The sequence below is a fragment of the Streptomyces malaysiense genome (genome assembly GCF_000980885.2).
In the GTDB taxonomy this organism is placed as follows: domain Bacteria; phylum Actinomycetota; class Actinomycetes; order Streptomycetales; family Streptomycetaceae; genus Streptomyces; species Streptomyces malaysiense.
The window spans coordinates 237,427-260,517 of the sequence record NZ_LBDA02000012.1 but is presented as its reverse complement, the minus strand read 5'-3'; the positions used below and the strand labels follow the sequence as shown (position 1 = coordinate 260,517).

17 protein-coding genes are annotated in these 23,091 nt (G+C 74.1%); 7 read left to right on the top strand and 10 right to left on the bottom strand.

From position 1 onward, the window contains the following. Positions 1 to 46 precede the first annotated feature (46 nt). Together VT52_RS07025 and VT52_RS07020 are read left to right on the top strand one after the other, a co-directional pair. Entirely contained in the window at positions 47 to 1,420 is a 1,374-nt protein-coding gene (locus tag VT52_RS07025; RefSeq protein ID WP_046420184.1) for a cryptochrome/photolyase family protein, read from the top strand. Between the two features lie 93 nt (positions 1,421 to 1,513). Continuing rightward, positions 1,514 to 3,022 (top strand): cryptochrome/photolyase family protein, encoded by a 1,509-nt coding sequence (locus VT52_RS07020; protein ID WP_046420186.1) that lies wholly within the window; start codon positions 1,514 to 1,516, stop codon positions 3,020 to 3,022. A gap of 25 nt (positions 3,023 to 3,047) precedes the next feature. Here VT52_RS07020 and VT52_RS07015 read toward each other — a convergent pair whose 3' ends face one another. From VT52_RS07015 to VT52_RS35345, 3 genes are all read right to left on the bottom strand, one after another. Further along, positions 3,048 to 4,055 carry a MerR family transcriptional regulator gene (locus tag VT52_RS07015; RefSeq protein WP_046420187.1) on the bottom strand — a complete coding sequence of 336 codons (1,008 nt, stop codon included), beginning with the start codon at positions 4,053 to 4,055 and terminating at the stop codon, positions 3,048 to 3,050. A 351-nt stretch (positions 4,056 to 4,406) separates the two neighbouring features. After that, on the bottom strand, positions 4,407 to 6,539 hold the full coding sequence (locus tag VT52_RS07010) for an MMPL family transporter (protein WP_046420190.1): 2,133 nt from the start codon (positions 6,537 to 6,539) through the stop codon (positions 4,407 to 4,409). Positions 6,540 to 6,685: 146 nt separating this feature from the next. After that, a complete protein-coding gene (locus VT52_RS35345; RefSeq protein ID WP_240509667.1) occupies positions 6,686 to 7,279 on the bottom strand; it encodes a MarR family winged helix-turn-helix transcriptional regulator in 594 nt (197 codons plus the stop codon). Positions 7,280 to 7,436: 157 nt separating this feature from the next. Between VT52_RS35345 and VT52_RS07000 the strand changes: the two genes are divergently transcribed. After that, positions 7,437 to 8,996, top strand: coding sequence for an SDR family oxidoreductase (locus VT52_RS07000; RefSeq protein ID WP_046420191.1), 1,560 nt, complete (start codon positions 7,437 to 7,439; stop codon positions 8,994 to 8,996). A gap of 319 nt (positions 8,997 to 9,315) precedes the next feature. Beyond that, positions 9,316 to 10,524 (top strand): phospholipase D-like domain-containing protein, encoded by a 1,209-nt coding sequence (locus tag VT52_RS06995; protein WP_420856265.1) that lies wholly within the window; start codon positions 9,316 to 9,318, stop codon positions 10,522 to 10,524. 66 nt (positions 10,525 to 10,590) lie between these two features. Here VT52_RS06995 and VT52_RS06990 read toward each other — a convergent pair whose 3' ends face one another. Further along, entirely contained in the window at positions 10,591 to 12,105 is a 1,515-nt protein-coding gene (locus VT52_RS06990) for a DUF1254 domain-containing protein (protein WP_053055482.1), read from the bottom strand. A 336-nt stretch (positions 12,106 to 12,441) separates the two neighbouring features. Between VT52_RS06990 and VT52_RS06985 the strand changes: the two genes are divergently transcribed. Further along, the gene (locus VT52_RS06985) at positions 12,442 to 13,008 is read left to right on the top strand and encodes a fasciclin domain-containing protein (RefSeq protein ID WP_240509666.1); all 567 of its coding nucleotides are present in this window, start codon (positions 12,442 to 12,444) and stop codon (positions 13,006 to 13,008) included. A gap of 26 nt (positions 13,009 to 13,034) precedes the next feature. On the opposite strand, the gene VT52_RS06980 is transcribed toward VT52_RS06985, so the two are convergent. Continuing rightward, positions 13,035 to 14,363 carry a cation:proton antiporter gene (locus VT52_RS06980; RefSeq protein WP_046420196.1) on the bottom strand — a complete coding sequence of 443 codons (1,329 nt, stop codon included), beginning with the start codon at positions 14,361 to 14,363 and terminating at the stop codon, positions 13,035 to 13,037. Between the two features lie 484 nt (positions 14,364 to 14,847). Here VT52_RS06980 and VT52_RS38635 point away from each other — a divergent pair, with 484 nt between their 5' ends. Continuing rightward, complete coding sequence (locus tag VT52_RS38635; protein WP_240509679.1) at positions 14,848 to 15,210, top strand: type 1 glutamine amidotransferase family protein; 363 nt, start codon at positions 14,848 to 14,850, stop codon at positions 15,208 to 15,210. Beyond that, the gene (locus VT52_RS38630; protein WP_240509675.1) at positions 15,099 to 15,461 is read left to right on the top strand and encodes a DJ-1/PfpI family protein; all 363 of its coding nucleotides are present in this window, start codon (positions 15,099 to 15,101) and stop codon (positions 15,459 to 15,461) included. The genes VT52_RS38635 and VT52_RS38630 overlap by 112 nt, the downstream gene beginning before the upstream one ends. Before the next feature lie 24 nt (positions 15,462 to 15,485). Here VT52_RS38630 and VT52_RS06970 read toward each other — a convergent pair whose 3' ends face one another. From VT52_RS06970 to VT52_RS06950, 5 genes are all read right to left on the bottom strand, one after another. After that, positions 15,486 to 16,313, bottom strand: a complete 828-nt coding sequence (locus VT52_RS06970; RefSeq protein ID WP_046420199.1) for an ABC transporter ATP-binding protein — start codon at positions 16,311 to 16,313, stop codon at positions 15,486 to 15,488. Between the two features lie 4 nt (positions 16,314 to 16,317). Continuing rightward, positions 16,318 to 17,283 (bottom strand): FecCD family ABC transporter permease, encoded by a 966-nt coding sequence (locus VT52_RS06965; protein ID WP_046420201.1) that lies wholly within the window; start codon positions 17,281 to 17,283, stop codon positions 16,318 to 16,320. 56 nt (positions 17,284 to 17,339) lie between these two features. Beyond that, the gene (locus tag VT52_RS06960) at positions 17,340 to 18,380 is read right to left on the bottom strand and encodes an ABC transporter substrate-binding protein (RefSeq protein WP_046420203.1); all 1,041 of its coding nucleotides are present in this window, start codon (positions 18,378 to 18,380) and stop codon (positions 17,340 to 17,342) included. Positions 18,381 to 18,486: 106 nt separating this feature from the next. Then, positions 18,487 to 22,818: a non-ribosomal peptide synthetase gene (locus VT52_RS06955; protein WP_046420205.1), complete on the bottom strand. Its 4,332-nt coding sequence runs from the start codon at positions 22,816 to 22,818 to the stop codon at positions 18,487 to 18,489. Then, the gene (locus VT52_RS06950) at positions 22,805 to 23,062 is read right to left on the bottom strand and encodes a phosphopantetheine attachment domain protein (RefSeq protein WP_046420208.1); all 258 of its coding nucleotides are present in this window, start codon (positions 23,060 to 23,062) and stop codon (positions 22,805 to 22,807) included. The genes VT52_RS06955 and VT52_RS06950 overlap by 14 nt, the downstream gene beginning before the upstream one ends. Positions 23,063 to 23,091 lie beyond the last annotated feature (29 nt).

Here is a 23,091-nt window from a genome sequence, read left to right as displayed (position 1 = left end):
GCGAAGGGGTTCGAGAGCCGCCTCACCGGAAGTGGAAGCGAGACCCATGCAGACCTCGATCGTCGTGTTCACCTGCGACCTGCGCCTGTCGGACCACCCGCCGCTGCGCGCGGCCCTGCACGGGGGAGGCCGGGTGGTCCCGCTGTTCGTGCGCGACCCGGCCGTGGACCGAGCGGGTTTCGCCGCGCCGAACCGGCTCGCCTTCCTCGCCGACTGCCTGCGGGACCTGGACACCGGACTGCGGAAGCGGGGCGGCCGGCTCGTGCTGCGCGAGGGCGACACGGTCACGGAGGTGTGCCGGGTCGCCGCCGAGACGGACGCCGACGAGGTGCACATGACGGGCGACACGAGCGCGTTCGCGTGCGTGCGCGAGCGGCGGCTGCGCCGGGCCCTGGAGGCCGACGGACGCCGCCTGTACGTGCACGACACGGTGAGCACCGCCGTGGCGCCGGGCGCGGTGGCACCGGTCTCCTCCGACCACTTCGCGGTCTTCACGCCGTATTACCGGCGCTGGTCCGGGCAGTCGCTGCGGGACGTGCTGGACACACCGCGCGTGATCACCGTGCCGGACGAGGTGGCATCCGCCCCGCTGCCGGAGCGCGGCGAGGTGAGCGGGGTGTCGCCGAAGCTGTGCGCGGGCGGCGAGACGGAAGGGCGGCGCAGGTTCACCGCGTGGCTGCGCTCCGGTGTCCAGACGTACGAGACACGGCACGACGATCTGGCGGGCGACGCCACCTCCCGGCTCTCCCCCCACCTGCATTTCGGCACGCTGTCGCCGGTCGAAGTGGTACGCCGGGCCCGGGAGGCCGGCGGCGTGGGCGCGGAGGCGTTCGTACGGCAGGTCGCGTGGCGCGACTTCAACCGCCAGGTACTCGCCGCGCGCCCCGACGCCGCCGCACGCGACTACCGCACGCACCGCGACCAGTGGCGCGACGGGAAGGACGCGGAGGCGGACGCCGAGGCGTGGCGGGAGGGCCGTACCGGCTACCCGGTGGTGGACGCGGCGATGCGGCAGCTGCGCCAGGAGGGCTGGATGCACAACCGGGGCCGGCTGCTGACGGCGAGCTTCCTCACCAAGACGCTGTATCTCGACTGGCGGGTGGGCGCCCGGTACTTCCTCGGCCTGCTCGTCGACGGCGACGTGGCGAACAACCAGCTGAACTGGCAGTGGATGGCCGGCACGGGCACCGACACCCGGCCCAACCGGGTGCTCAACCCCGTCATCCAGGCCAAGCGTCACGACCCGGACGGAGCCTATGTGCGACGGTGGGTGCCCGAACTGGCGGACATCGAGGGAGCCGTCGTGCACGAGCCGTGGAAGCTTCCGGCGCGGGAGCTCTCCGGGACCGGCTATCCGGAACCGGTGGTGTCCCTGGCGGAGGGCCTGGACCGCCTCAAGCGGGCCCGGGGGCGTGCCTGAGTCCGGCGGGACACCCGTTCGCCGGCCCGCCCCGGCGCCACACCCGACGCCCGCAGGTGCCGGCCCCCGGTGCCGCACGGAAGGCAGCCTGCCATGACCATCCCGCACTGGACCTTCGGCGACCAGCTCGGCCCGCACTTCCTCACCCCGGACGGCGGGGACGGACCCGGTCGCGGGGCTCCGGTGGTGATGATCGAGGCCAGGTCGGTCTTCCGGCGGCGCCGCTTCCACCGCGCCAAGGCCCACCTGGTGCTCTCCGCGATGCGGCACCGCGCGGCGGAACTGGGCGGGCGGGTGACGTACGTCCGGGCCGAGACCTACCGGGAGGGCCTGCGCCGCGCGGTGGGCGACGCGCCGGTCACGGTGTGCCATCCGACCTCGTACGCGGCGCTGCGGCTGGTGCGGTCCCTGGGCGGAGTGCGGGTGCTGCCCGCCCGGGGGTTCCTGGTGGCGCACGAGGAGTTCGCCGGCTGGGCCGAGGGGCGCGGCGAACGGCGGCTGCGCCAGGAGGACTTCTACCGCTGGGTGCGTCAGGAGCACGATCTGCTGATGGAGGGCGACCAGCCAGCGGGCGGCCGCTTCAACCACGACCACGACAATCGTGAGCCCCCGCCGGGCGGCGCCCGGCAACTCGGCGTACCGGGCCCGTACCGGCCGCGCGAGGACGACGTCGACGCTGAGGTGCGCGACGATCTCGACCGGTGGGAACGCGAGGACGGCGTGCGCTTCGTCGGCCGGGACGGGCCCCGCCGCTTCCCCGCCACCCGCCGGGAGGCGCTGGCGGCCCTGCGGCGTTTCGTGGCACACCGGCTGACGTCCTTCGGGGCGTACGAGGACGCGATGCTCACCGGTGATCCGGTGATGAGCCACAGCCTGCTGTCGTCCTCACTGAATCTGGGGCTGCTGCACCCGGCGGAGTGCGTGGAGAGCGCCGAGCGGGCCTGGCGGGCGGGAGCCGTGCCGGTGAACAGCGCGGAGGGCTTCGTCCGGCAGGTCGCGGGCTGGCGGGAGTACGTCTGGCAGCTGTACTGGCACTTCGGCGAGGACTACCGGCGCCGCAACACGCTCGGGCACACGGAGGAACTGCCCGACCACTTCACCGAGTTGGACGCCGACGCGGTGACCGCGCGCTGTCTGTCCACCGTGCTCGCCCAGGTGCGCGACACCGGGTGGACCCATCACATCCCCCGGCTGATGGTGCTCGGCAGCCACGCCCTCCAGCGCGGCTGGGACCCGGCCGCGGTGACCGACTGGTTCCACCGGTGCTTCGTCGACGGCTACGACTGGGTGATGGTGCCGAACGTGGTGGGCATGTCCCAGTACGCGGACGGCGGCAGGATGACCACCAAGCCGTACACGTCGGGCGGCGCCTACATCCACCGGATGAGCGACCTGTGCGACGGCTGCGCCTACCGGCCCACCGAGCGCACCGGTCCGCGCGCCTGCCCCTTCGCCGCCGGGTACTGGGCCTTCCTGCACCGGCACCGGCGGCTGCTGTCCGGCAACGCCCGCATGCGGCGCGCGGTGCGGGGCCTGGACCGGCTCGGCGACCTCGACGAGATGCTGCGGCAGGAGCGGCGGCGGGCGGGCGAGGTGCCGTGAGGCCGGCGGGGACGCGGGCTCCGGCTCACCCCGCGGCGCACAGCGCGCGCAGCGCCTCCACCGCCTGAGCCAGTCCGCCCGGCCTGAGGACGCCCTGGGGCTGGGACCGGTTCCAGCCGGGGCCGCCGAGCAGCACCGCCGGGCCACGCCGTGCCCCCTTCATGCCCCAGCGGGTGCCGGCGACGTGCCGGACCAGCGCCGGGGACGCGCGTGCGCTCTCCTGGGCCCACAGCACGACCGCCACCGGGCCCAGCCGGCGCACCGCCGCGTCCAGCGCCTCGGCGGGCACCGCCGCCCCCAGCATGCGTACGGGCAGCCCCTCACGGCCGAGCGCCGCGTGCAACGCCTCCAGGGGAAGGGTGTGCTGCTCGCCGGGGACGCAGGCCAGCAGGACGCAGCCGGTCGCCGGGGACGTGGCGGAGACGACGGACGGCGCGCTGCGGCGCAGCACGGTGGAGACGTGCCAGGCGAGCAGGTGCTCCACCTCCACGTACTGGTCGCCCGAGGATGCCCAGCGGCGCCCCACGGCATGCAGGGTGGGAGCCATCACCTCCTGCCAGGCTCCGACGACACCGAGACGCTCGACGGCGGCGGTGAGCTGCTTCTCCAGCGCGGGCGCGTCCAGCCGTACGGCGGCGCGGGCCAGGCCGCGGCACTCCTGGCGCACGTCGCCGAGAGGCAGCGCGCCGGCGGCCCGCGACCGCCCTGTGGGCGACGGGGGCGCCGGGGCCGCGACGCCCTCCGGTGCGGGGGGCGGGCCGGCGGCGGCCGCCAGGACGGCGCGGGCCGCGTCGGCGGGCGGGACGCCGGTCGCCGTCAGCCGGCACATCTCCTCGACCGTCGCCACGTCCGCCGCCGTCCAGCGGCGGTGGCCGCCCTCGGTGCGCGCCGTCGGTCCGATGCCGTAGCGGCGGTCCCACGAGCGCAGGGTCATGGGCGACACGCCGAGGCGGCGTGCCAGCACGCCCGTGGTCAGACCGGCGTCGCCCGGCAGGGCGGGCGGTGTGGGGGGCGGCGGCCCGGTGGGGTTCACGACGGTCAGGTGTTCCCTTCATGCTGTTCCGCGGCCGGCCGAAGCGGGGTCCGGTGCGTGCGGGACCGGGCTATCCCACCGGGCGGCGAACCGGTCGGCGTGCTCGCCCCACGGCCTCGGCGTCCGGACCGCGTGCCCGGCGCGCCGGGCCGCGCCGGGCGTGGCTCCTGACCGTACCCAGCGGCCGCCCCGTGACGTGTGCGATCCGCCTCTGTGTCGGGTCTCCTCACGGTCCGTCCGGCACTCCGGTCGCCGCAACTCGCATCGGATATGCATCGGATCTCCGATCCGCGTCGGATCGACGCCCGGGGGGTGCACTCGCCCCGCCCGCCCCCCGGACACGGGCGGCTCTCAGGCGTGGTCCTCCCCCGGCAGGAGGGCTCGGGCTCGCCGCCCCGCCCCCGGTGAGCGGCCCTCCGGCCCGTCGGTGCCCGGCCGGGTGGGCCACCACACCCGGTTCCCGGCGTCCCGCACGAGCGCCGGCACCAGCAGGGAGCGCACCACCAGGGTGTCCAGCAGCACGCCGAAGGCGACGATGAACGCGATCTGCGCCAGGAACGCCAGCGGAATCACGCCGAGCGCGGCGAAGGTGGCCGCGAGCACCACCCCCGCGGAGGTGATGACCCCGCCGGTGGTGACGAGCCCGCGGCGGACGCCTTCGCGGGCGCCGTGCCGCAGGGTCTCCTCGCGCACCCGGGACATCAGGAAGATGTTGTAGTCGACGCCGAGGGCGACCAGGAAGACGAACCCGTACAGCGGCACGGACGGATCGGTACCGCTGAAGCCGAACACGTCACGGAAGACCAGTGCCGCCACTCCGAGGGTCGCGGTGAAGTTGAGGGCGACGGTCAGCACCAGCAGTACGGGCACGGCCAGGGAGCGCAGCAGCAGCACGAGGATGGTCAGGATGACGGCGAGCACCACCGGGACGATGACGGTGCGGTCGCGTTCGGCCGCGCGCAGGATGTCGTACTGCTGCGCTGTGTAGCCTCCGACGAGGGCTCGCGCGCCGGGCAGCGCGTGCAGCGCCGTGCGCAGCCGGGCCACCGTGTCGCGGGCGGCCTGGGTGTCGGGGGCCGCCTCCGCGGTCGCCTCGAACCTGACCCTGCCGTCCACCGCGTGCGGCGCGGCGGCCGGGCGGCCCTGGGCGCCGGTGGCGGTCACCGCCGCGATGCCGGCGGTGTCGCGCACGGTGCGCGCCACGCGGTCGGCGGAGGCGGCGTCGGCGAGGACCACCACGGGGGTGCCCGCACCGGCCGGGAAGTGCCGGGCGAGGGTCTGCTGGGCGGCGACGGACGGCACGTGCCGTACGAACGTCTCGTCCAGCGGCACGCCCTTGGAGTCCAGGGTGAGGGCCCCCGCCGAGCAGACGAGCAGTCCGGTCAGGGCGAGCGCCCACACCCGGCGCGGCCGCCGGTCGACCAGGGCGGCGACGCGCTGCCACAGACCGGTGGCACCGGCCCCGCCCTCGGGCCTGGCCGGCCAGTAGGCGCGGCGGCCCAGGAGCGCCAGGGCGGCGGGCAGGAAGGTGAGCGCGCTCAGGACGGCGCAGCCGATCCCGACGGCGCCGACCGGCCCGAGGGCCCGGTTGTTGGTGAGGTCGCTGAGCAGCAGGGCGATCAGGCCGAGGGCGACGGTGCCGGCACTGGCCAGCACGGCCGGTGCCGAGCGGCGCAGCGCGGCTCGGGCGGCGTCGTACCGGTTTCGCCCCGCCGTCAGTTCCTCCCGGCAACGGGCGGTGACCAGGAGCGCGTAGTCCGTCGCGGCACCGATGACGAGGATCGAGAGGATGCCCTGCACCTGGCCGTCGACGCGGACCAGGCCGTGGTCGGCCAGGGCGTAGACGACGGCGCAGGCCAGCCCCAGGGCGAACACCGCGCCGGTGATGACGACGAGCGGCAGCAGCAAGGAGCGGTAGACCAGCAGCAGGATGACGAGGACGGCGGCCAGGGCCACCGCGAGCAGGACCCCGTCGATGCCGGAGAAGGCGTCCGCCAGGTCGGTCTGGGTCGCGGCCGGCCCGGCCAGGCGCACCTGGGTGCCGGGTACCTTCTCGGCCGCCGCCCGCACCCGTTCCAGTGTGGGCGCGAGCCGGTCGCCGAGATCGGGGCGCAGCGGCACGACGGCCTGGAGGGCGGCGTCATCGCGCGAGGGCAGGGCGGGGGAAGGGGCTCCGGCCGTCCCGGGCGTGCCGGTGAGCGCGGCCACGGCCGCGGAGGCCGCCCGCTGCCGGCCGCTGACGGCTCCCCCGCCGTCGGCGGTCCACAGCACGATGACCGGCAGGCTCTCGCGCTGCTGGAAGGCGGCTTGCTCGCGCAGGACACGGGTGGACTCGGCGCTGCGCGGCAGGAAGGCCGCCTGGTCGTTGGTGGCGACCTCACCGAGCCGCCCGGCGAAGGGACCCAGCAGTGCGCCGACCACCAGCCATACGGCGATCAGAGCGAGGGGGACGAGTCCGCGGGACAGGCGGTGCGCGGGTGTCATGTGACTCCTCGGAGCGAACGACAAAAAATCTCGACGGTGAACAATCTCAATGAGTGAGCAATATTTCATCGAAAGAGTACGTCGCTGGTTCCCCGCGGGCACGCGGATCGGATGCGGGTGCGTCCGATCCGGGTTCGAGGCTCCCGTCAGCGGCCGGCGGGCGCCTCGGGCACCTGGGCGAGGACGTCGTTCAGGGCGGTCAGGAACCGCAGGACCACGGACAGCTCGTGCTCGTCGAAGTCGGCGCCGGACCGGATCACGGCGTCGGCCAGCGGCCGGAAGTGGTCGCGGGCGGCGGCGCGTGCCTCGGCGGCGTAATGGAGGTGCACCACCCGGCGGTCGCTGTCCTCCCGCACCCGGCGGACCTGCCCGGCGCGTTCGAGCCGGTCGACGCAGGCGGTGACCGCGCCCGAGGTGAGTCCCAGCACGGCACGCAGCCTGGTGGGCGTCATCGGCTCGGGCGCGTCGAGGATGGCGGCCAGCGCCTGGACGTCGGTGGCGTGCAGGTTCTGCCGGGCCGCGTACTGCTGGATGACCCGGCCGACCTCGCCGTGCATGCGGCGCAACTGCACCGCGAAGGCAGGCAGATCGCCCGCGAAGGGCGGCGGGTCGAAGGTCGAGGTGCGCTCGGCGGCGGAGCCGGCGGCCGCGGTGCGCGGGGCACCGGCCGCGGGGGGCTCTCCGTCGGCGGTCCCACCGTGCCGCCGCGCCGGACGCCCTCCGCTCGTCTCCGTGTCCACGGGCGCATCGTACCGGGGAACCCGCGGATCACCCGGGCCGCATCCGCATCCGGCGCGACGGCCGAACACTTCGGACGGGCGGACAGTGCGGACAGTTCGGACGGGCGGACAGTGCGGACAGTTCGGACGGGCGGACATCCTGCCGGAAGGAGAAGCCATGGAGACGACCGCGCGGCGGCCCCTGTGTCTGGTGACCGGGGCCAGTGGCTACATCGGGGGCCGGCTCGTGCCCGAACTGCTGGCGGCCGGGTACCGGGTGCGCTGCCTGGCCCGCACCCCGGGGAAACTGCGCGATCACCCCTGGGCCGGGGAGGTGGAGGTGGTCCGCGGGGACGCCACCGATCCCGAGTCGGTCCGGACCGCGATGCGGGGGGTCGCCGTGGCCTACTACCTCGTGCACGCGCTGGGCACCGGGCGCGGCTTCGAGGACACCGATCGCGAGGGCGCCCGCGTCTTCGGCGCGCAGGCATCAAAGGCCGGTGTGCGCCGCATCGTCTACCTCGGCGGCCTGGCTCCCGCCGGGGTGCCCGAGCGGGAGCTGTCCCCGCATCTGCGCTCCCGGTCCGAGGTCGGGCGCATCCTGCTCGCGAGCGGGGTGCCGACGACGGTGCTGCGCGCCGCCGTGATCATCGGCTCGGGCTCGGCCTCCTTCGAGATGCTGCGCTACCTGACCGAGCGGCTGCCGGTGATGGTCACACCGAGCTGGGTGCGCACCCGCATCCAGCCGATAGCGGTCCGGGACGTGCTGCGCCTGCTGGTCGCGAGCGCCCGGATGCCCGCCGACGTGAACCGCGCCTTCGACATCGGCGGGCCGGACGTGCTGACGTACCGCGACATGATGACGCGCTACGCCGCGGTGGCCGGACTGCCCCGGCGGGTGATCCTTCCGGTGCCGGTGCTCACCCCCCGGCTGTCCAGCCACTGGGTCGGCCTGGTCACCCCGGTTCCCGCGTCCATCGCCCGGCCGCTCACGGAGTCGTTGCGCCACGAGGTGGTGTGCCGGGAGAACGACATCACCCGCCATGCCGCCGACCCGCCCGGCCATCCCGTCGGCTTCGACGAGGCGGTACGGCTGGCGCTCAAGCGCGTGCGGGACGCCGATGTCACCACCCGCTGGTCCTCCGCCTCGGTGGCCGGCGCCCCCAGCGACCCACTGCCCACCGACCCCGACTGGGCGGGTGGCAGCCTCTGCACCGACCTGCGGGAACGGCCGGTCGACGCCCCGCCCGAGGCCCTGTGGCGGGTGATCGAGGGGGTCGGCGGGGAGAACGGCTGGTACTCCTCCCCCTTGGCCTGGTCCCTTCGGGGTGTCGCCGACCGGCTCGTGGGCGGTGTGGGGCTGCGCCGCGGACGCCGGGACGCACACCGGCTGCGCGTGGGCGACTCGGTGGACTTCTGGCGGGTGGAGGAGATCGAGCCGGGCCGTCTGCTGCGGCTGCGCGCGGAGATGCGGCTGCCCGGACTGGCCTGGCTGGAGATGGGCGTCGACCGTGACGGGACGGGCCGCACCCGGTACCGCCAGCGGGCCCTGTTCCACCCGCACGGCCTGCTCGGCCAGGCCTACTGGTGGAGCATCTCCCCCTTCCACGCCGTCGTCTTCGGCAGCATGGCCCGCAACATCGCCCGTACGGCCGAGCGGGCGGGCGGCCGGCGCCCGGCGGACGGGACGTTCTCCTCGGAGCCCAGGACCTCGTCGGCGGTCCGAGGGGCCGGGTGAGATCCGGCGACCGCCCGGACCGGGTCGCGGGGAAGCCGGGTCGGGACCGAGCCGCGCGGGCCGGACAGGAACGCGGACGGGCGGGCACGAGGAAGCCGGCGGGCGGCGTCCACGGGACCGCGCAGACGCCGCCCGTGGCACGCGACCGCCGCTCCACCGGCCGCTGCCACCGCGCCGACCGGCACGCTCCGGGCGGATGGCCGGCGCAAGGCGGGGTGGGCAGACGGCTGGAGTAAGGCCGGGTTCGCCGGGCATCCGCTCGTTCGGGCTCGCCACGGGCCCGGCATATCGGCTTTCCGTCCTGATGGGGGGATTCGGCGTGATGCTCGACGGTGTACCGGCACCTCCTGCCCGCGACACCACGTTCGACGCGGCGGCCCGCAAGCAGCGCCTGCGCCGCCGCCTGGAGCGGCTGATAGGCGTGGCGGCCACCGAGGGCAACGCCCTTGTTCCGCTGCGCAACGGTGACGAGATCTTCCCCGCGATGCTCGGGGCGATCCGCGGGGCTCGGCACACCATCGACATGATGACGTTCGTGTACTGGCGGGGGCAGATCGCCCACGACTTCGCCGCCGCCCTCGCCGAACGCGCCCGCGCCGGGGTGCGGGTGCGGCTGCTGCTCGACGGCTTCGGCGCCAAGAGGATCGAGCGGAGACTGCTGGACCTCATGAGCGCCGCGGGCGTGCAGGTGGCCTGGTTCCGCAGACCCGTGCTGCTGTCACCGTTCAAGCAGAACCACCGGTGCCACCGCAAGGCCCTCGTCATCGACGAGCAGACCGCCTTCACCGGCGGCGTCGGCATCGCGGAGGAATGGTGCGGCGACGCCCGCAACGCCACCGAGTGGCGCGACACCCACGTCCAGGTGCGCGGCCCGGCCGTGGACGGCGTCGCGGCCGCCTTCGCGCAGAACTGGGCGGAGTGCCACGACGAACTCTTCGACGACCGCGACCGCTTCACGGAACACCCGCAGCCCGGCTCGGCGGTGGTGCAGGTCGTCCGCGGCTCCGCGAGCATCGGCTGGCAGGACATGCAGACCCTCATCCGCGTCATGCTCGCTTCCGCCGAGGAACGCTTCCGGCTGGCCACGGCCTACTTCGCTCCCGACACCTATTTCATCGACCTGCTGTGCGAAACCGCCCACCGCGGTGTGCGGGTCGAGATCCTGCTGCCCGGCCCGCACACCGATCAGCGCGCCTGCCAGCTCGCCGGCCAGCACCACTACGCGCGCCTGCTCCGGGCCGGTGTGCACATCCGTCAGTTCCAGCCGACCATGATGCACGCCAAGATCATCACGGTGGACTCGGTCGCCTCCCTCATCGGGTCCACCAACTTCAACCGCCGGTCCATGGACCACGACGAGGAGGTCATGCTCGCCGTCCTGGACGAGGAGTTCACCGCGTCACTGGACCGCGACTACGAGGCGGACCTGGAGCGCAGCACGGAGATCGACCTGACCCGGTGGCGCCGCAGGGCCGCTCTGCAGCGCGTCAAGGAAGCCGCGGTCACCCCGCTCCGGCGCTTCCTGTGAGCCGGCCGGCGGACCCGGCGCGGCGGTGGCCGAGCCCGCAGGGCGGGTGCCCGGCCCGTGGCACCGTCAGGACACGCGGGTCAGCGGGGGGCATTCCCAGGTCGCGTCGATCACAGCCGGGCTGGGCCGGTACATGCGCAGGGCCACGAACCAGGTGCCGTCCGCCGCGGTGGGCAGCCAGTTGGCCTCGTCGTCCTCGCCGGGCCGGTCGCTCTGCAGGTGAAGGGTGACTCCGCCGTCCTCGTCCCGTCGCAGGCCGGCGCTGCGGTCACCCACCGAGTAGCGATCGGCCGGGTTGGCGATCAGGTTCATGTCCTCGCCGTAGGCGGTCACCGACCAGAACGCGTCGACCGGCGGCAACGCGTCGCCGGGGAAACGCAGTTCGTAACGTCCAGCGGAATCCAGCTTGTTGCCGTCGGCGTCCTCGAAGTTGAGCAGGTAGACCGCTTCGGCGGGGTCGTTGGCGGCGACGCCGATCAGCGATTGATCGGCGGCACGCTTGAGGAAGTCGTCGCCGAAGCGGCCCATCTGCGGCGGGGGGTAGCGCCAGCCGTGGACGAGTTCGGCCCAGTCGCCGCTGAGGATCTGCTGCTTGAGCAGGGGCACGCCGACGGCGGCGGCCCGGACCAGGCTCCTTCTGACGGCCTCGGGCTGGGCCTCGACGTCGAGGCCGGGGCCGATGCCGATCTGGGCGAACTGCTCCAGGAGGACCCGGTGATGGGCCGGCGGGGGGTTCTCGGCCAGCATCAGGTTGAGGGTCTTCCACGGCCCCAGGGGATCCTCCTCCGCCGGGACGGGCTTCAGGACGTCACGGCTCTCGGGGGCCGTCGCGTCCTTCCGGCCGAACAGGCTGAGCGGGGTGAGCCGGTACTGCTCCTGGAGCTCCCGGACCCGGGGCACGTCGTCCGGGCCGTCGACCAGGGTGCGGCCGAGGACGAGGACCCACGGGCTGGGCGCCTTCTTCAAGCGGCGTACTTCGGCGGGGAGTTTGCCCTTCCATCCCGGGCCGACGAGGGCGAAGCCGCCCGCGCCCGATCCGGTGGTGCGCTGGCCGACGTAGTCGAAGTTGTCGGAGGTGATCCCCACCAGTTCGAAGGTGAAGTACCGATCGCCCATGTCCGGGTGGGAGAGGATGACCGGCTCGTCGCCGAGATGCACCCAGGCCGTCGAGTACAGGGTGTCGTTGTTGGGACACCCGCCGTCCCGGTACGTCGCGTCCAGCAGGCGCTCGGCATGCCAGAAGTGGTTGACGGCCGCGTACGGGATCGTCGCCGGATTACGCGGCCGGGTCACCCAGTCGTACCTCAGCTGGGCGTTGTAGATGTACGGGAACCCGTAGACGAACGCCTGCTCGCCGAGCGTGTAGGCGTACTCACCTCGCCAGTCGCCCATCCGGCCCGTCAGGATGGGCTTCACCGCCTGGCCGAGCACGGGCACGATCTCCGGCAGGTGGCGCGCGCGGTCGATCGTGGACTTCGGGTGGAGAGCCGCGTGTCCGGCGGCCCGTGCCACCGTGACGGCGGCGCCCGCGACGTCCTCGGGGATGCGCCGCCAGGCGGGGCTCTGTGCTGGTTCGGTCATGACGACACCACTTCGCTCACCGTATGAAGGGTCCGGTCCCGGCCGCCTTGTCGCTCCTCTCCCGGCAACCATCTTCCTCCGGGGCGCCGGTCGTCGCAGCCCGGCGGGGCCCGGGACGGGCCAGGACGCCCGCCGGGGCAGGGTTCTCGCCTCGTCCGGGCTTCGAGATGCGGTCGGCCGCACCTGCTGGATACGCTCGCTGGACAGCCGGGGAACGGCCCAGTGCCGTGGCGCGTCAGCCGCCCACCCCGCGCGCGGAAGCGAGGATTTCCGCAGTCCGAACCTCTTCACTGTTCACGCCTCCACGGGAGGAAGGTTGCCATGAGATTCACCGGCATGCGTACAGCGAAGGCCGGCGCGGCGGCTCTGGTCGCCGTACCGCTCGCGCTCGGAGGCATGGCCTCGCAGAGCCGGGCACAGGACGCGTCCCCCAGCCCTTCCGGCACGTTCGGTCCCGGATGTGCCGGGATCTCCCAGAAGGCCAGCACGGCCAAGGACAAAGTCACGGAGGCCGCCGCCGCGTATCCGCAGCTCAGCCAGCTGGTCTCGGCCGCGGTCCGGGCGCGGCTGAGCGGCACCCTCGACGAGAAGTCCCCGATCACCGTCTTCGCACCCGACGACCAGGCGTTCCAGAAGGTGACCGCGTCACAGCTCACCTCGCTGCTGCAGAACCAGGGCCAGCTGAAGAAGGTGCTGACCTACCACGTCGTGGACCAGCAGATCACGCCGAACGAACTCTCCCACGGCTCCTTCACGACGGTGGAGGGCGGCAAGCTGACCACGTCGGGCTCGGGCACCGACTTCAAGGTCAACGGGAAGGCGAACATCGTCTGCGGCAACATCAAGGCCGCGAACGCCACCATCTACGTCATCGACAGCGTCCTCCAGCCGCCGTCGTCCTGACTCCCGTCCCGGCCCGTCGTGCCGGCTCACGGCCGGCGGTATCCGCGCGGGGCGACCCGCGCGGAGCCGGGAACAGGGGTTCCCTCGCGCGGATTCCCGCCCGCGGCGACCGCCTTCTCGTGCCAGTCGCCGTACCGGCGGGCGAGGGCGACAGCGGTGACGCCGTGCAGCAGCACGCTCAGGCCGACGGTGACCGCCACCACTCTCGCCACCAACTCGACTCCCTGGACGTGCTCTTCGTCGAGGAGCAGCAGCCCGAGCACGACGGAGGCCAGACCGCGGGGCCCGAACCATCCGATGTAGGCGACCGTGGGCCGGCGCAGCCCGCTGCCGGCGAGCGCGAGGGCCACCGGCAGCATGCGGACGACGGTGAGACTGAGAACCGCGTAGCCGACGATGCGCCAGCTCAGGTGCTCCAGCGTCGGGCCGAGCAGTACGGCGCCGAAGACCAGCAGGCTGAGTGAGGCGAGGAGTTCCCCGAGGTGCTCGGTGAAACCGGCGGCGGGGTCGGCCGCGTCCGGCGGGAGGCCGGGGCGCTGCCCCGGTTCGGAGGCCGGGGACCGGCGCAGTGCGACCCCGAAGGCGAACCCGCCGATCCAGGCGCCGATGAAGCCGCTGCCGTTCACCACGAGCGCCAGGGCGTACGCGGCCGTGGCGACGGCCGGGACGAAGAGCTGCGCCCACTCCCCCGAGACCCAGCCCCGTGACCGCGCCGCCCGCAACAGCAGGCCGCCCACCGCGCCGACCAGGAGTCCCAGGACCGAACTGAGCACCAGCGCACGCCAGAAGACTCCCGAAGCTCCCTCTCGCGCGGCGGACGTACCCGGTATGACGGCCAGGAAGAGCACGAAGAACGGCAGCACCATGCCGTCGTTCAGGCCGCTCTCCACATTGAGGCCGTGCCGGACGAGTGCCGGGACCCGCGGACTGGACATGGCGGTCTTGCCGAGGGCCGCGTCCGTGGGCGCGAGGACGGCGCCGACCAGGGCCAGTTCCCAGAGGGTCAGTCCGGGCAGCAGGGGCCACGCCAGCAGCCAGCCCGCCCCGATGCTCAGCGGCAGACCGACGCACAGAAGCCGGGCCGGCAGAAAGCCGTCGGTCCGCAGGTCCCGGCCGCGGACCGTCATGGCGTCGGTGAACAGCACCAGGGTGAGCGCCGCTTCGAGCAGGGCGACGACCGGCTCCGAGTCGTGCCGCGGGACGACGATGCCGAGCGCCACGGGCCCGAGGAGGATTCCGCAGCCGACGAACACCATCGCCGACGACACCGGTGACGACGCCAGCCGCCGTGAGCACAGCGCGTACGCGGCCGTGGTGCCCGCCACCGCCACGCCGGCCCATGCTGTGCCGCTCATCGCCCTTCGCCGCTCATCGCCGGGGCCTTCCGTCGGCAGACTTCGCTCGGCAGCGCCGGAGGCGGTTCCCGGTGGTCCGGGCCCCGGCAGTCCGCGGGCTCCATCCTCCTCCCGTCCTCGGGCCGCCGCAGCCGGAGGACGGAGCGCCTGCCCACGCACGCCGGCCCGGTGGTGAGGTCGACCCGTGCGCTCGACCGGGCGCGGGACGGTGGCGGGACGGAAGGCGTCCGGCGGGAGGCGCGGTACGGGCACGGGCCATGCCGGCGCTCTGGCGCCGATGTGCCGTGCGGCGACGGCGCTGGGAATGGCGGCCGTGTTCGCCGTAGGGGGCCGGTCCGTCGGGCCGCGGCCCTCTCGGCGACCTCGTACCCCGCCTCCGGGATCGCCGCCCGCAGCCGCGACGCGCGCGCCCGGACGCCAGTGCCGCGGCGGGCAACGTTCGCACGGGGCGGACGTTGCCTGTCGCGGCACTAGGGTGACGGTCATGACCGAGGACCTGACCATCGGTGTGCTGCTCTTCGAAGACGTCGAGGAACTCGACGTGGTGGGGCCGTGGGAGGTGCTCGGGTTCTGGGCCTCCCATGTCGCGACGGCGCCGGTGCGTGTCCTGACCGTGGGCCGGCGGGCGGGGGTGGTGCGGGCTTCCAAGGGCCTCGGCCTGGTCGCCGACCACGCCGGGCGCGGGCGCCGCGGCTGGATCTGCTCGTCCATCCCGGCGGCAGCGGCACCCGGGGCCTGGTCGAGGACCCGGACCATCTGGACTGGCCACGGGGCCTGCACGAGCGGGGCACCGTCCTGGCGAGCGTGTGCACGGGCTCGCTGGTGCTGGCCGCCGCCGGTCTGCTGAGCGGACGCCCGGCCACCACCCACCGCGACCACCTCGACCGGCTCGCGGGGCTCGACCCCTCGATCGACGTCCGGCGTGGGCCGCGGTTCGTCGACGACGGGCCCGTCGTCACCAGTGCCAGGGTGTCGGCCGGGATCGACATGGCGCTGCACCTGGTCGCCCGCTACGACGGGCCCGGTGCGGCCGAGTCCACGCGGTCGGGGATCCAGTACGAGGCGGACCCGGGACCCGGCCCGGGGCCCGGGGCCTGACGGGGACGCGGACGCGCCGCCGGGTCAGCGGTCGGCGGCCCCCGCGGTGAGGGCGTCGTCGTCCGCCGTCCCCCCGGCCCGCGCGAGCGGGCGGGCCGCGTACGTGATCCGGACGACGCCGTCGGCGTGCCGTTCGGTGCGTGCGTGGACGCCGAAGACGTCGGCGAGGAGGTCCGGGGCGAGCACGTCGAGGACCGGTCCCGCCGCGGCCACGGTCCCGTCGCGCAGGACGACGAGGTGGTCGCAGAGGCGGGCGGCGAGATCGAGGTCGTGCAGGACGGCGAGCGTGGTGACACCGGTGGCGCGGATCAGGTCCAGGAGTTCGAACCGGGCCCTGATGTCCAGGTGGTTGGTGAGTTCGTCCAGGACGAGGAGCCTCGGGTCCTGGGCCAGCGCCCGCGCCAGCAGCACGCGTTGGCGCTCACCGCCCGAGAGGGAGGCGTAGTCGCGGCCGGCGAGGGGCCGTACGCCGCAGCGGTCGATGGCGTCGGACACGGACCGGTGGTCCTCGGCGCCGTCGCGGCCGAGCAGCCCGTGATGGGGGGCGCGGCCGAGGGCGACGATCTCGGCGACGGTCAGGCCGGTGGTGTTGCCGCCGGGGTCCTGGAGGACGGCCGCGGTACGGCGGGCGGCCGCTCGGGGCGACAGTCCCCACACGTCGTCGCCGCCCACCCGGACCACCCCGCCGGCCGGGCGCAGCGAACGGTACACGGTGCGCAGCAGGGTGGACTTCCCGCTGCCGTTGGGTCCGACGAGACCGACGACGTCGCCCTCGCGGACTTCGAGGCTCACGTCGCGCAGGACCGGGTTGCGGTCGAGGGTGACGTGTATCCGGTCGACGATGAGTCTCATGCTTCTAGTCCAGGCCCTTGTCGCGTCGCAGCAGCCACAGGAAGAAGGGGGCGCCGAGGAGTGCGGTGAGGATGCCCAGGGGCAGTTCGTCGGGGCGGTCGAGGGTGCGGGAGAGCAGGTCGACGAGGACCAGGTAGAGGGCTCCGAGCAGCGCCGTCAGGGGCAGCAGCCGGCGGTGGTCGGCGCCGCTCGTCAGCCGTACCAGGTGCGGGATCATCAGCCCGACGAAGCCGATGCTGCCCGCGACCGCGATGACCGTTCCGGTCAGCAGCGCGCTGAGGACCAGCAGGACGGCGCGCAGACGGTTGACGTCGACGCCGAGGGCGGTCGCCGACTCGTCGCCGGCCAGGAGCACGTTGAGGCGGCGCCCGAACAGGGACAGCAGCACGGTCGTGGCGAGCACGACGACGGCCACCGTGGGGAGCTGGTCCCACTGGGCGCCCGCGACGCTGCCCAGCATCCAGAACATCACCGTCCGCAACTCGGTGGGGGTCGCCCGGAGTTGCACGAAGCTGGTCGCGGAGAGGAAGACGTAGCCGACGGCGACGCCGGCCAGGACCAGGCGGGTCGGCGCCATCCGTCCGTGGCGTCGGCCGAGCGCGAAGACCAGGGCTCCGGCGGCGACCGCGCCGAGGAAGGCCGCCGCCGGCACCCCCAGCCCGGCGAGCGCGACGCCCCCGCCGAGGGTGATGACGAGGACCGCGCCGAGCGTGGCCCCGTAGGAGAAGCCCAGCACGATCGGATCGGCCAGCGGGTTGGACACCACGGTCTGGAGCACCGCGCCGGACACGGCGAGGCCCGCGCCGACCAGGGCCGCGAGGACGACCCGCGGGGTGCGGAAGTTCCACACGATCTGGTCGAGGGCGGGGTCGGCGGGCCCGGTCCTCGCGCCGCCGGCATGGCGCAGGACGATCCCCCACACGTCGCCGACGGGTACGTCGACCGCGCCGATGCTGATCGCCACGATCATGGTGGCGACCAGCGCGACGGGCAGCAGCGTGAAGGCGAACGGGACCTCGAGCCGGGTCAGAAGGCGTCGGGGTGCAGCATCTCGGCGATCTTCCGGACGGCCACGTCGTTGCTGGGGCCGAGGTACATCGAGTCGGACAGCGTCGTGTACTTGTCGTTCTTCGCGGCCGGCCACTGGGGGAACTCCTTGAGCAGTTTCCTGGCGTAGGCCGCCGGGTTCGGGTCGTTGTAGCCGATGACGACGACCGCGTCGACGTCGGTGGCGGCCACCTTCTCCTCGCTCAGGTCGGCGAAGGAGGTCGCGGAGGCGTTCTCGAAGGCGTTGGAGCCGCCCGCCCTGGCGAGGATGTCGTTGTAGATGCCTCTGGCGACGACCGAGCCGAAGTCGTTGCCGCCCATGGACATGTTGGAGAAGAGCACCATGACCTTCGGCTTCTTCTCCCCCTTCACCTTCCGCGTGACGGTGGCGATGTTCCTCTCGGACGCGGCGATCAGCTTCTCGGCCCTGTCGCTCACGCCGAAGACCTTTCCCATGTCGCGCAGCAGCCGGTAGCTGTCCTCGATGGTCATCCTGGACGTGTCCTGGTCGCAGCCCTCCGGGGAGACGTAGGAGCGGGCCCCGACGTCCTTCAGCTGGTCGCGGGTGGCGAAGCCGTTCTTCTGGTCGAAACCGTACGAGGTCGTGGACAGCACCAGATCCGGGCGCAGGCCGAGCATGGCCTCCCGGGGGATGTCGTAGGCGTCGTTGAACTTCACGTGCCCCGTGGGCAGCTTCTTGATCGCCGCGGCCCGGCCCGGCACCTCGGACATGCCGTAGCTCTGCTCGTTGGCGACGATCCGGTCGCCGAGGCCGAGGGCGAGCAGGGTGGAGACCTCGGCCACGGAGGCGCCGTTCATCACGACGACCCGGCTGGGGGCCTTGTCGAAGGTCTCCCTCACCCCGCAGTTGTCGAGGGTCACCGGGTAGCCCTGCTGCGAGGCCGCGGCCCCGGCCGTCCCGTCGCTCGCCCGGCCGGCGGACGACGATCCGCAGGCCGCCGCGGACAGACAGAGGGCTGCGGCCAGGGCGGCGGCAGCGGCCGGCCGGTTCATCGGCATGCGGGCTCCTTGCGTGAGGTGGGTGTGCCCACGGGGTGCGGGCTCTGATGCAGTAGTCGGGGCGAAGTGGCCTGGGGTTCCCGCGAGTTGCCGACGGACGGCAGGCTCAGGCCGATCGCGGACCGCGTGGCCCGCTCGCCCGGCGGAGGCGGGAGCCGCGGCCGGGGGCCGGGACGGGCAGGAGACCGGTCGTCACACAGTGGTCCAGGTAGCGGAAGAACAGGTCGCGGTCGAGGGGCGGGCAGGTGATGCCGCTGCCGGCCAGCCCCGCTCGCACCCGGTCGGCGCGGACCTGCCCGAGGCGCAGGTCGGGCGGGGCGCCCCGCCCGCCCGAGCCCTGCTCGGCGGAGTCGAAGAAGGCGAGCGTCGTGGCCGCCGTGCCGGCCGAACGGGCGAGCCGCTCCCGCCAGTTCGCGAGCGGCAGGGTCCGTACCGGATAGCCGTACTCCCGTACCCAGTCGTACACGTCGGCGAGCCGGACCCGGGGCGGGGTGGCGTGGTTGAAGACCGTCCCCGCGGCCGCCGTCGCGTCCTTGCGGCGCAGGCACAGGTGGACGAGGGCGTGCGCGACGAAGTCCACCGGGGTCCAGACCTCGTCCTCGAAGAGCTCGGGCAGGACGCCCGCGGGGATGCCGGCCCGCAGCACGCTCCACAGGAAGTCGTGCTCGTTGACGTATCCCGTGCGGACCGGCCCGGTTACCCGGCCCAGCCGGTGGACGGTGACGGGCAGACCGCGTGCCGCCGCCTGTTCGAGGAGGCGTTCGGAGGCCCACTTGGACTGCTGGTAGCCGTGCCGCAGGCCCTCGTGGGGCGGCAGGAACTCCTCCGGCACCTCCGGGCTGCGGCTCGCCGGCGGCGCGACGGAGAGGGTGGAGACGTAGTGCAGGGGTGTCGTGCCGACGGCCGCGAGGCGCAGCAGCAGGCGGGTGGACACGGTGTTGACGGCGCGGAGGGTGGCGTAGTCGCGCAGCATGCTGACGGTCGCCGCGTCGTGGAAGATCGCGTCGCAGCTCGCCGCGAGGTCGGCCAGGGTTTCCGGGGGCAGGCCCAGGCCGGTACGGGCCAGATCCGCGGGGAGAGCCGTGAGGCGGGCCGACGCCTCCTCGCCGGGCGCGATGCCGTGCCGCGCGAGCGCCGCGTGGACGCGGGTGGTGGCCTCCCGTACGCCGGCCGCCCGTACCGTGCAGACGATCTCCGCGTCCGTGTCGGCCAGAAGCCGCGCCAGCAGGTGTGCGCCCACGAAGCCGGTGGCGCCGGTGAGCAGGATGCGCCGGGGGGTGTCGCGCGGGACGGGTCCCGGTCCCGGCCGGATGTCCGGATCGAGTTCGGCGTCGGCCGTCAGGGCCGCGGGCATGAGCGAGGCCGGGGCGGGACGGGGCCGTCCGGGCACGGAGGGGCCTTCGGCGAGGAACCGGGCCAGGGCCGCGGAGGTGGGGTGCTGGAAGAGCCAGGCGACCTTCACCTCCCGGGCGAGTGCCGTGCCGAGCCGGCTGGCGGCCTGGATGGCCTGGAGGGACTGGGCGCCCAGGTCGAACACGTCGTCGTCCAGGGCGACGGCGTCGGTGCCGAGGATCTGCCGCCAGATGCCGGTGACGGTCCGTTCCAGGGGGCTTCCCGTCGCGGGCGCCCGGCGGGCGGGCGGCGCGGCGAGGGCGGCCCGGTCTATCTTGCCCGAGCCGGTGCGGGGCAGCCGGTCGGCGAACTCGACGGCGGAGGGGACCAGCGCCGCGGGCAGCCTCGTGCGGAGGTGGTCCCGGATCTCGGCGGCGGAGGGTGCCGGGGGCTCGGCCACCACATGGGCGACCAGCCGCCGGGTGCCGTCCGGCAGGACCTGCCCGGCGACGGCCGCCTCCCGGACGCCGCGATACGTGAGCAGGGCGCTCTCCACCTCGGCGGGCTGCACCCGGTGCCCACTGATCTTGAACTCGGCGTCGGCCCGCCCGAGATGACGCAGTTGCCCGTCCTCGCCGACGCGGACCAGATCGCCGGTGCGGTAGGCGCGTGGCGCGCCCGCGAGGGCCGTGAGCGGGGCGAAGCGCGCACCGTCCGGCGGGTCTCCCCGGTAGCCGTCGGCGAGTGTCGGGCCCAGCAGGTACAGCTCGCCGTCGACGACGGCTGCCCGGGTGCCGGGCAGGGGCAGGCCGATGGGCACCTCACCGGCGTCGGGCCCGGGTGCGCTCACATCGGCGACGGTGGCGACGACCGTGGCCTCGGTGGGGCCGTAGGTGTTCAGCAGGGTGACCGAGGTGCCCACCGCCGCGCGCCAGCGCTCGACCCGTTCGGGCAGGGCCGTCTCGCCGCCGATGACGACGGTTCGCACGGACTCGGGCAGGGCGGCGGCGCCGGTCGAGACCGCGTGGGCGACCTCGTGCCAGTAGGCGGTCGGCAGATCCAGCACGCTCACCCGCAGCCGGGCGCAGGCGTCGAGGAAGCCCGGCACCGAATCCGTCATGTCGTCGGTCCGCACCACCAGGGTGGCGCCGGCGCACAGGGTCAGGAAGATCTCCTCCACGCTGGCGTCGAAGTGCGGCGGCGCGAACTGGAGGACGCGGTCCTCACGGCGCAGTCCGTAACGGTAAGTGGCGGCGGCGACGAAGTGCGCGAGCGCGGCATGGCCGACCGCGACGCCCTTGGGCCGCCCGGTGGAGCCCGAGGTGTGCAGGACGTACGCGAGGTCCGCGGGCGCGGGCGCCGACGGGGTGCCGGTGGTGCCGGGTCCCAGTCCCTCCAGCAGCAGTACCGGACGGTCCCTGAACCCGGCCGCGTAAACGCCGGTGGTCAGGACGAGCGCCGGGGCGGCGTCGGCGAGCAGCCGGGCGGTACGGTCGGCGGGTGCCCCCGGGTCGAGGGGGCAGTAGGCGGCGCCCGACAGCAGCACTCCGAGCAGGGCGGTGACCGCGTCCGCCCCCCGGGGCAGGGCCAGGGCCACCAGGTCGCCCCTTCCGACACCGCGACCGGCCAGTTCCCGGGCGATGCCGCGGGCGGCGCCGAAGAGCCGGGCGTAGGTCAGGGTCGTCCCGGCGTGCTCGACGGCGACGGCCGCACCCCGTCGGGCGGCGTGGTCGGCGATCAGGCTCAGTACCGGACGGGCGGGGGCGGGCAGGGGGCCGCCGTCCAGGACGGGCACGGTACGGTGCGCCCGTGTTCCGCCGAGCGCCCGGTCCGGGCCGGCGAGCGCCTCCGCCAGCAGGGCGAGCAGTCCTTCCCCGAGGGCGGCCGTCCCGGTCTCGGTGTACAGCTCCGGGTTGGTGTCGACGGCGATGCGCGGACCGGTGCCGTCCGCACGGTCGTAGACGTTGACGGCCAGGTCGTCGACGGGACCCGCGGACACGTTGTGGACGGTGCTCGGATGCCCGGCGAACCTCAGGTCGTACGCGAAGGGCATGATGTTCACGCCCGGCCCGGACAGCCGGCGCTGCCCGCCCACCAGTTTCAGGTCGCGGCGCAACCGCTCGTAGCGGTAGCGCTGGTGCGGCAGTGCGGCGCGCAGCTCGCGCGAGATCCGGGGCGCGAGGACGCGGAGGCTGTCGTCGGGGGTGACGGTGACCCGCAGGGGCAGGATGTTGCGCACCATGGCGGGCACCCGCAGCGAGACCGACCCGAGACGGCCCGTCACGGGCAGGCTCAGGACGATCTCCGGGGCCCGGGTGAGCCGGTGCAGCTGGGCGGCGGTGACCGCGAGGAGTATCTCCGGCCAGGAGACGGACAGTTCAAGGGCGACGGTGCGCAGTCGGCCGGCGGCGGCCGGGTCGAGGTCGGCGACGTGCCGGTGGAAGGTGCGGGCGGGCAGGGCGGAGCGGCCCGCCGGGCCGAAGACCGGCGGGTGGTCGGCGTAGCGGCCGGTCCAGTAGTCGCGGTCCTCGGTGTGGCGGGCGGATTCCCGGTAGGCGCGTTCCTCGGCGAGGACGGATTCCAGGGTGCCGAATCCGCTCTCCGGTACGGGCCCGCCGGCCATGAGGGCGGTGTAGACCTCGGCGACGCGCCGGGCGACGAGGGAGAGGCCGAAGCCGTCGAGGGCGATGTGGTGGACGCGGTGGTACCAGAGGAACTCCTCGGGCGCGGTCCGCAGCAGGGCGTGGCCGAAGACCGGGCCGCGGGCGAGGTCGACGGGGCGGGCCGTGTCCTGCTCCATCCAGGCCGTCGCGCCGGCTCCCGGGTCGGCCTCGGCGGTGAGGTCCGCGAGGTGGAGGGGCCAGTCGCCGGCCGGGGTGCGGATCTGCCGGGGGCGGCCGGTGTCGTCGGTGTCGAAGGTGACGTTCAGGGCCTCGGTCTCGGCGACCACACGGCGCAGGGCGCGCTCGAAGACGGCCGTGTCCAGGGGACCGGCGATGCGCAGGTACTCGGCGGTGTTGTACGCCGGGCTGTCCGTGTCGAGTTGCTGGCCGGCCCAGATGCCCTCCTGGGCGGCCAGCAGCGGACGTCGCTCAGGTGTCGGCACGTCCGGCTCCTCGTACGCGTTCGGTGAGCAGCTGCCACCACTGGGCGAAGGAGGTGCGCTCGGCGAGGTCGACGAAGGTGACCTCGGCGCCCGCCGCCTGCCAGCGCTCCAGCAGGGTGACGATGCGCAGCGAGTCCAGTCCCGCGTCCAGCGGGCTCTCTTCCAGGTCGACTTCGCCGGGCTCCAGGAACAGGCATGCGGCGAGGTCCGCGCGGAAGCTGTCCAGGGTGAGTGGTTCAGGCATGGGGGCTCTCTCTCGGTGGCTCCTGCGCC

Excerpts from the sequence above, each read along its gene's own strand:
- VT52_RS07000 (WP_046420191.1), top strand. The coding sequence starts at position 7,437 with ATGGAGACGACCGCGCGGCGGCCCCTGTGTCTGGTGACCGGGGCCAGT.
- VT52_RS38635 (WP_240509679.1), top strand. The coding sequence starts at position 14,848 with ATGACCGAGGACCTGACCATCGGTGTGCTGCTCTTCGAAGACGTCGAG.
- VT52_RS06985 (WP_240509666.1), top strand. The coding sequence starts at position 12,442 with ATGCGTACAGCGAAGGCCGGCGCGGCGGCTCTGGTCGCCGTACCGCTC.
- VT52_RS07020 (WP_046420186.1), top strand. The coding sequence starts at position 1,514 with ATGACCATCCCGCACTGGACCTTCGGCGACCAGCTCGGCCCGCACTTC.
- VT52_RS07025 (WP_046420184.1), top strand. The coding sequence starts at position 47 with ATGCAGACCTCGATCGTCGTGTTCACCTGCGACCTGCGCCTGTCGGAC.
- VT52_RS06980 (WP_046420196.1), bottom strand. The coding sequence starts at position 14,363 with ATGAGCGGCACAGCATGGGCCGGCGTGGCGGTGGCGGGCACCACGGCC.
- VT52_RS06990 (WP_053055482.1), bottom strand. The coding sequence starts at position 12,105 with ATGACCGAACCAGCACAGAGCCCCGCCTGGCGGCGCATCCCCGAGGAC.
- VT52_RS06960 (WP_046420203.1), bottom strand. The coding sequence starts at position 18,380 with ATGCCGATGAACCGGCCGGCCGCTGCCGCCGCCCTGGCCGCAGCCCTC.
- VT52_RS06950 (WP_046420208.1), bottom strand. The coding sequence starts at position 23,062 with ATGCCTGAACCACTCACCCTGGACAGCTTCCGCGCGGACCTCGCCGCA.
- VT52_RS06965 (WP_046420201.1), bottom strand. The coding sequence starts at position 17,283 with ATGATCGTGGCGATCAGCATCGGCGCGGTCGACGTACCCGTCGGCGAC.
- VT52_RS07010 (WP_046420190.1), bottom strand. The coding sequence starts at position 6,539 with ATGACACCCGCGCACCGCCTGTCCCGCGGACTCGTCCCCCTCGCTCTG.
- VT52_RS06970 (WP_046420199.1), bottom strand. The coding sequence starts at position 16,313 with ATGAGACTCATCGTCGACCGGATACACGTCACCCTCGACCGCAACCCG.